This window comes from Aeromicrobium sp. PFPM2_SD2 (assembly GCF_057364525.1).
Map to the genome: position 1 here is coordinate 1 of NZ_JBNFNZ010000078.1, position 7,376 is coordinate 7,376.

Below are 7,376 nucleotides of genomic sequence, written 5' to 3' on the forward strand. Positions count from 1 at the left end.
CGGAGCGCGGTGACGACGAAGTCGGCGCCGGGGTCGTCGCCCAGGCCGAGCAGGGACGCCACCACCTGGAGCGGGGACAGCGCGTAGTCGCCGATCATCATCGTCAGGACGAACAGCGCCGCGGCCAGCGCCGCCATCGCGCCCGTGACGGTCGCGCCTCGTCGGCGGCGGGCGCGGCGGACCTCGCCGACGGCGCCACGTGGACGTCCGCGGGCGGCTGGACCACGTCGATCGCGTTCACAGCCGCACCGCGTCCCGGTAGCGGACGAGCGCGACGAACACCGGGGCGCCGACGACGCCGAGCACGACGCCGACCTGCAGCTCGCCGCGCTCGAGCACGAGGCGTCCGGCGATGTCGGCCGCGAGCAGGACCAGCGGCGCGAGGAACACCGAGTAGGCCAGGATCCAGCGATAGTCCGGCCCGCAGATCATCCGCGCGACGTGCGGGACGACGAGCCCCACGAAGGTGATCGGGCCGCAGGCGGCGACGGCCGCGCCGCACAGCACGGCGACCGCCACGAACACGACCGAGCGGGTCAGGACGATCCGCTGCCCCGAGCGCGCGGGCGCGTCGTCGCCCACCGGCAGCGGCTCGCACCGCACCAGCAGAGGCAGCCGGGCCCCGGGCGGCAGGCCGAGCTGCCAGGCGAGCAGGTCCGGCGGGGTGGCGAGGAAGAAGACCCCGTCGAGGAGCTGGTTGCGGTCGACCACGACGACGGGAGCGAGCAGCAGCGCCGTGCGCAGGGCGGCGAGCATCGTGCGCTGCGCCTCCTCGGCCCCCAGGCTCAGCCACAGCCGGGCCTGCTCGGTCGCGTCGAGCGTCGACACCGAGATGCCCGCCTCGTCCTCGTCCACCGTCGCTCCCTCCCGGCGGCCCGCCGTCCCTGGCCGTGGCCGCCGCACACACTGTGGCAGACGGGGCAGGACGCAGGTCACGCCGTGAGCGTTTTCGGTCCTGGGCGCGCGGCCCTACGCTTTCAGGGTGGACTGGGACGACTACGACGCGGTGCTGTTCGACCTCGACGGCGTGATCACGCGACGGCGGTGGTGCACATGCACGCGTGGAGCAAGATGTTCAACGACTTCCTCACCGCGCGCGGCGTCAGCGAGCCGTACACGGACCAGGACTACTACGACTACGTCGACGGCAAGCCGCGCTACGACGGCGTGCGCTCGTTCCTGGCCTCGCGGGGCATCGAGCTGCCCGACGGCCACCCGTCGGACCCGTCGACGGACGACACCGTCTGCGGCCTGGGCAACCGCAAGAACGACGCCTTCGCCGAGGTGCTGCGCACCGAGGGCGTGGAGGCGTACCCGGGCTCGGTGCGGCTGGTCGAGGCGCTGGTCGAGCGCGGCACGAAGCTGGCCGTCGTCTCGTCCTCGCGCAACGCGCCGTCCGTGCTGGAGACCGCCGGCCTGCGCCACCACTTCCCGGTGCTCGTCGACGGCAACGTCGCCGCCGAGAAGGGCCTGCGCGGCAAGCCGGCCCCGGCCACGTTCCTGGAGGCGGCCACCGAGCTGGGCGTCGAGGCGTCCCGCGCGGTCGTCGTGGAGGACGCCCTGTCCGGCGTCGAGGCCGGCTCGGCCGGCGGGTTCGGGCTCGTCGTGGGCGTCGACCGCGGAGCCGGTGCGGACGCGCTGCGCCACGCCGGTGCCGACGTCGTCGTGAGCGACCTGGCGGAGCTCCTCTGATGGGGCCCTCGCACGTCGCGCCCCCCGTCACCGACTTCCTGGACCGTGGCCGGTTCCCCACCGATGAGTGGGCCCTGACCGAGCGCCGCTACAGCGACCAGGACCTCGGCACGACCGAGTCGGTCTTCGCCGTCGGCAACGGCTACCTGGGCCTGCGCGGCAACGTGGAGGAGGGTCGCAACTCCCACACCCACGGCACGTTCGTGAACGGCTTCCACGAGACCTGGCCGATCCAGCACGCCGAGGAGGCGTACGGCTTCGCCCGCGTCGGGCAGACGATCGTCAACGCCCCGGACGCCAAGGTCATCCGGCTGTACGTGGACGACGAGCCGCTGCTGCTGTCGATCGCCGACCTGCTCGAGTACGAGCGCACGCTGGACTTCCGCGACGGCGTGCTGCGCCGCGACCTGCTGTGGCGCACGCCGGCCGGCAAGCGCGTGCGCATCCGCAGCACCCGCATGGTGTCGTTCACCCAGAAGCACCTGGCGCTCATGACCTTCGAGGTCACGCTGCTCGACGACGCCGCCCCGGTCACCATCTCCTCGCAGATCCTCAACCGCCAGGACGGCGAGGACGAGTACCACGTCCGGGCCAAGGCGATGGGCGAGGGCACCGACCCGCGCAAGGCCGAGCAGCTCGACCGGCGCGTGCTCGTGCCCGAGCACCACTCGGCCGACGACGAGCGCGGGCGCGTGTACCTGGGCTATCGCTGCGCCGAGAGCGGCATGACGCTCGCGGTCGCCGCCGACCACAAGATCGAGACCGCCAACAAGCACTCGGTGCGCGCGTACACCGGCGACGACCTGGCCAAGGTCGTCGTCCGGGTCGACGCCGAGCCCGGCGTGCCGGTCACCGTCACCAAGGTCGTGGCGTACCACACCTCGCGCGGCGTCCCGTCCCGCGAGCTGCTGGACCGCTGCGAGCGGACGATCGACCGCGCCTGCGAGCAGGGCGTCGAGCAGCAGCACGCCGACCAGCGCGACTGGCTCGCCGCGTTCTGGGCCCGCGCGGACGTCGAGGTCCCCGGCCAGCCGGAGGTCCAGCAGGCGGTGCGCTGGAACCTGTTCCAGGTCATCCAGGCCTCGCGCGCGCCGAGGGCCAGGGCATCCCGGCCAAGGGCGTCACCGGCAGCGGCTACGGCGGCCACTACTTCTGGGACACCGAGGTCTACGTCATGCCGTTCCTGACGTACACGACCCCGCGGGCGGCCCGCAACGCGCTGCGCTTCCGCTACACGCTGCTCGACGCGGCCCGCAAGCGTGCGCGCCAGCTGGCCCAGAAGGGCGCGCTGTTCCCGTGGCGCACGATCAACGGCGAGGAGGCCTCGGCCTACTACGCCGCCGGCACCGCGCAGTACCACATCGACGCCGACATCGCGTACGCGCTGAGCAAGTACGTGGGCGCCACCGGCGACGTGGACTTCCTCAACCGCGAGGCCATCGACATCCTCGTCGAGACCGCGCGGCTGTGGGCCGACCTCGGGTTCTGGCGCAACGAGCAGAACGGCAGCTTCCACATCCACAGCGTCACCGGGCCGGACGAGTACACGACCGTGGTGAACGACAACCTGTACACGAACGTCCTGGCCCGGGCGAACCTGCGCCGCGCGGCCGAGGCCGTCCGCACCATCGCCGACAACGACGCCGACGCGTACGCCCAGCTGGTGCGCCGGCTCGGGCTGCGCGAGGAGGAGGTCCGCGAGTGGGAGCGGGCCGCGGACGGCATGAGCATCCCGTTCGACGAGCACCTGGGCATCCACCCGCAGGACTCGCACTTCCTCGAGCGCGAGATGTGGGACCTGGCCAACACGCCGATGAGCAAGCGGCCGCTGCTGCTGAACTACCACCCGCTGGTCATCTACCGGTTCCAGGTGCTCAAGCAGGCCGACGTCGTGCTGGCGCTCTTCCTGCAGGGCGAGCACTTCACCGCCCAGCAGAAGCGGCGCAACTTCGAGTACTACGACCCGATCACGACCGGCGACTCGACGCTGTCGGCGGTCGTGCAGTCGATCATGGCCGCCGAGGTGGGCTACCACCACCTCGCGCTGCGCTACTTCCTGTCGGCCCTCTACGTCGACCTCGCCGACCGGCACGGCAACACGTCCGACGGCGTCCACGTGGCGTCGACCGGCGGCGTGTGGAGCGCCCTGGCGTCCGGGTTCGGCGGCTTCCGCGACCTGGGCGACGGACGCTGGACGATCGACCCGCGCCTGCCCGACGAGTGGGAGTCGCTGACCTACCGGCTCACGCTGCGCGGCACCCGCGTGCGCGTGACCGTGCGTCCGACCGAGCTGGAGATGGTGGTCGAGGCCGGCGACGGCGCGCTCGCCTTCGACGTGCGCGGCGAGGAGGTCACGGTGAAGCCCGGCGAGCCGGTCGTCGTGGCGCTCAAGGACCAGGGCCCGCGGCTGTCGGGCGAGCCGTCCAGCCCGGCGGGCACGCTGCGCGCCGACGGCACGGTCATCTCGGCCATCGTCCCCTCGGGCGAGTAGCCCACGCTCAGCGAGCGGGGGAGTCGTCCTCGGGGGCGGTGACCGGCTCGGGCGACCCGGTGGTGGGGGACTGGCGGGCGGCGCGCTGCTCGGCCTCGAGCCGCTCGGCCTCCTCGCCGCCCACGGCCTCGCCGCGGGCGACCATGCCGGCCACGTCCGACAGCGGGATCTCCTTGAGGAAGGCGGCCAGCAGCAGCGCGACCAGGATGAACGGCACCAGGTACCAGAACACCGGCGCCAGCGCGTCCGCGTAGGCCGTCACGATGCCGTCGCGCACCGGCTCGGGCAGGTCGGCCATCACCGACGGCTGCAGGGTCGCGGTGGCCGTCTCGGCGTCCGCGCCCGAGGCGCCGGCCGTCGTGAAGACGTCCGTCAGCCGCTCGGAGAGGCGGTTGGTGAACATCGCGCCGAAGATCGCGACGCCCAGGGCGGCGCCGACCTCGCGGAAGTAGTTGTTCGTGCTCGTCGCGGTGCCGATCTGGTCGACCGGGACGCAGTTCTGCACGACCAGGACGACGACCTGCATGATGAGGCCGAGCCCGGCGCCGAAGACGAAGATCTGCGCGCAGACGACCCAGATCGGGGTGCTGGCCGCCAGCGTCGTCATCCACAGCATCGCGGCCAGCACGACGAGCGCACCGGCGATCGGGAACGCCTTGTAGCGGCCGGTGCGGGTGATGCGCAGGCCCGACCAGATCGACGTGCCCATCATGCCGACCATCATCGGCAGCATGAGCAGGCCCGACGTGGCCGCCGACGTGCCCGACGACATCTGCAGGAAGGTGGGCAGGAAGGCCAGCGCGGCGAACATGCCCATGCCCAGCGCGAAGCCGATGGCGGTGCTGTTGACGAAGATCGAGCTGCGGAACAGGCTCAGCGGGATGATCGGGTCGTCCGCGCGGGACTCGACCAGGACGAACGCGCACGCGGTGACGAGCAGGCCCAGGCCCCACAGCCAGGTGGACGTGGCGTCCCAGCCGTGGTCGGCGTTGCCGCCGAACTCGCTGAAGAAGATCAGGCAGGTCGTGGCCGCCGACAGCGTCATGACGCCCAGCAGGTCGATGCCGTGCTCGGGCCGCTTGGTCGGCAGCGTCAGCGCGAACCAGGCGATGAGGAATGCCGCGGCGCCGATCGGCAGGTTGATCCAGAACGCCCAGTGCCAGGTCAGGTGGTCGACGAAGAAGCCGCCGAGCAGCGGGCCGGCGACGGCCGAGAGGCCGAAGATGCCGCCCAGCGGGCCGAGGTACTTGCCGCGCTCGTTGGCCGGCACGACGTCGGCGATGATCGCCTGGCTGAGGATCATCATGCCGCCGCCGCCCAGGCCCTGGAGGGCGCGGAAGACGACGAACGACCAGAAGTCGTCGCTCAGCGCGCAGCCCAGCGAGGCCAGCGTGAACACCGCGATGGCGAACAGGAACAGGTTGCGCCGGCCCAGGACGTCGCCGAACTTGCCGTAGATCGGCATGACGATCGTCGTGGCGAGCAGGTAGGCGGTCGTGATCCAGGCCTGGTGCTCGACGCCGCCGAGGTCGCCGACGATGGTCGGCATCGCGGTCGACACGATCGTCTGGTCCAGGCTGGCCAGGAACATGCCGGCGATCAGCGCGGAGAAGATGATCCAGATCCGCCGCTGGGTCAGCAGCAGGGGCGCGTCGTCGCGCAGGTCGGTGCTCGTCATGGTGTTTTCGGTCGTGCGCTCAGGGGCGCGGGGTCAGGCGCAGGCCGCGCAGGGCCTGCAGGTCGGGAGCCGCCTCGTCGCGGAACGAGGTGGCGGACTCGGTGGAGAAGAAGCGCATGGCGACGGCCTGCCCGAGCGCGCCGAGCAGCGTCGTCGCGACGCGGGCGCGCGGGTCGTCGGCAGGGAGACCCTCGCGCTCGGCGACGAGGGCGGCCACCCGCTCCTCCATGGCCCGGCCGCGCTCCATCAGCTGGTCGAGCAGCCGCGGCTCGGCCACGAGCGCCCGGTGCAGGGCGACGTGCTCCTCGCGGGTCAGCGCCGCGCCCCTCGTGGGCGGCGGCGAGCAGCTCGACGAAGTCGCCGGCCAAGTCGCCGGTGAAGGGCTCGTCACCGCCGCCGGCCAGGAAGGCGCGACCGCGTCGGCGGGGAGCTCGTCGGCCGGCGCGCCCAGGATCGCCTCGTCCTTGGTCGCGAAGTAGTTGAAGAAGGTGCGGCGCGAGACGCCGACCTGCTCGCACAGCTGCTCGACCGTGAAGCCGTTCACGCCGTGCCGGGCGGTCAGGGCCCGGGCGGTGGTGACGAGGGCGGTGCGGGTCGCCCGCCGCTTGGCGGCGCGGCGTCCCTCGTCGGTCTCGGCCACCGGACATTTCTACACTATGAAGCCAAGAGTGCAAAAAGCCCGGACGCGGGCCCGGTCAGCCGGTGCCCCGGGACGTCGTCTCGAGGCGGGTCCACGGCCCGTCCGGCACGTCCTCGCGCTCGACGAACCGCCAGTGGATGCCGCCGGTGACGCCGTTGACGTCGTCGAAGCCGAGGCAGCCGGTGAGGGCGGGCGAGACGTCCATCCCGGCCCCGCCGTAGCGCTGGTTCAGCGGCCGGGCGTCGTCGGACCCGAAGACGTAGTCGACGTCGGAGTACTCGCCCGGCCCCGCGTCCTGCACCTGCCCGAAGCACCGCCGGCTGCCGCGGCGCAGCTCGACCCAGCGGTTCTTCATGAGGCTGTAGCGCCGGTCGCCGACCCGTTCGGCGTACGGCTCGTCGCGGGCCCAGGGGACGACGTCCCCGCGCGTGCGGAAGTTCTCCTCCACGGTCTTGTCGTCGTACGGCAGGTCCAGGTAGAAGGGGTTCTCCCGCGGCTCCATGTGCCGCGGGAACCACCCGTCGCGGCGGAACCGGCGCTCGGTGCGGCACTCGTCGCCGACCTGCTGCCCGTCGCAGCCGCCGTAGTGCTCGAGCCACTCGTCGTCGTACGCCGAGATGCGCTGGGAGCCGTCGTCGGCGTCGGGGTCGAAGATCTCGCCGACCCAGAACGTCGTGGCGGTGATGTCCGTGTGCCACGGGTAGCGACGTCCGCGCAGCGCCGGGGAGCGGGGGTCAGCCACGAGCGTCGCCACCAGCACGACCACGACGGCCAGGGCGACGAGCGCGACGACCGTCCCCGCGGCACGACGCCGCGGGGACGGCTGGGCGCGGAGCACGGGTCACCCCGCCCCGAGGTCCCCGGGCGGCGGCTCG

At 72.5% G+C, this 7,376-nt stretch carries 4 protein-coding genes and 2 pseudogenes; 2 read left to right on the forward strand and 4 right to left on the reverse strand.

The annotated features are described in order from the left end of the window. Window positions 1-237: 237 nt before the first annotated feature. Entirely contained in the window at window positions 238-855 is a 618-nt protein-coding gene (locus tag AC2W7G_RS05870; protein ID WP_485867613.1) for an iron chelate uptake ABC transporter family permease subunit, read from the reverse strand. A 127-nt stretch (window positions 856-982) separates the two neighbouring features. Between AC2W7G_RS05870 and AC2W7G_RS05875 the strand changes: the two are divergent. Continuing rightward, window positions 983-1,692, forward strand: a pseudogene (locus AC2W7G_RS05875) (HAD family hydrolase). After that, window positions 1,692-4,183, forward strand: a pseudogene (locus tag AC2W7G_RS05880) (glycoside hydrolase family 65 protein). Before AC2W7G_RS05875 ends, AC2W7G_RS05880 begins: the two co-directional pseudogenes overlap by 1 nt. A gap of 7 nt (window positions 4,184-4,190) precedes the next feature. Here AC2W7G_RS05880 and AC2W7G_RS05885 read toward each other — a convergent pair. Genes AC2W7G_RS05885 through AC2W7G_RS05895 form a run of 3 tightly spaced genes read right to left on the reverse strand, consistent with a single transcriptional unit; the run spans window position 4,191 to window position 7,339 of the window. Next, window positions 4,191-5,861, reverse strand: coding sequence for an MDR family MFS transporter (locus AC2W7G_RS05885; protein ID WP_485867614.1), 1,671 nt, complete (start codon window positions 5,859-5,861; stop codon window positions 4,191-4,193). A gap of 19 nt (window positions 5,862-5,880) precedes the next feature. Further along, window positions 5,881-6,501 (reverse strand): TetR/AcrR family transcriptional regulator, encoded by a 621-nt coding sequence (locus AC2W7G_RS05890; protein ID WP_485867615.1) that lies wholly within the window; start codon window positions 6,499-6,501, stop codon window positions 5,881-5,883. 55 nt (window positions 6,502-6,556) lie between these two features. Continuing rightward, window positions 6,557-7,339 (reverse strand): hypothetical protein, encoded by a 783-nt coding sequence (locus tag AC2W7G_RS05895; protein ID WP_485867616.1) that lies wholly within the window; start codon window positions 7,337-7,339, stop codon window positions 6,557-6,559. Between the last annotated feature and the right edge of the window lie 37 nt (window positions 7,340-7,376).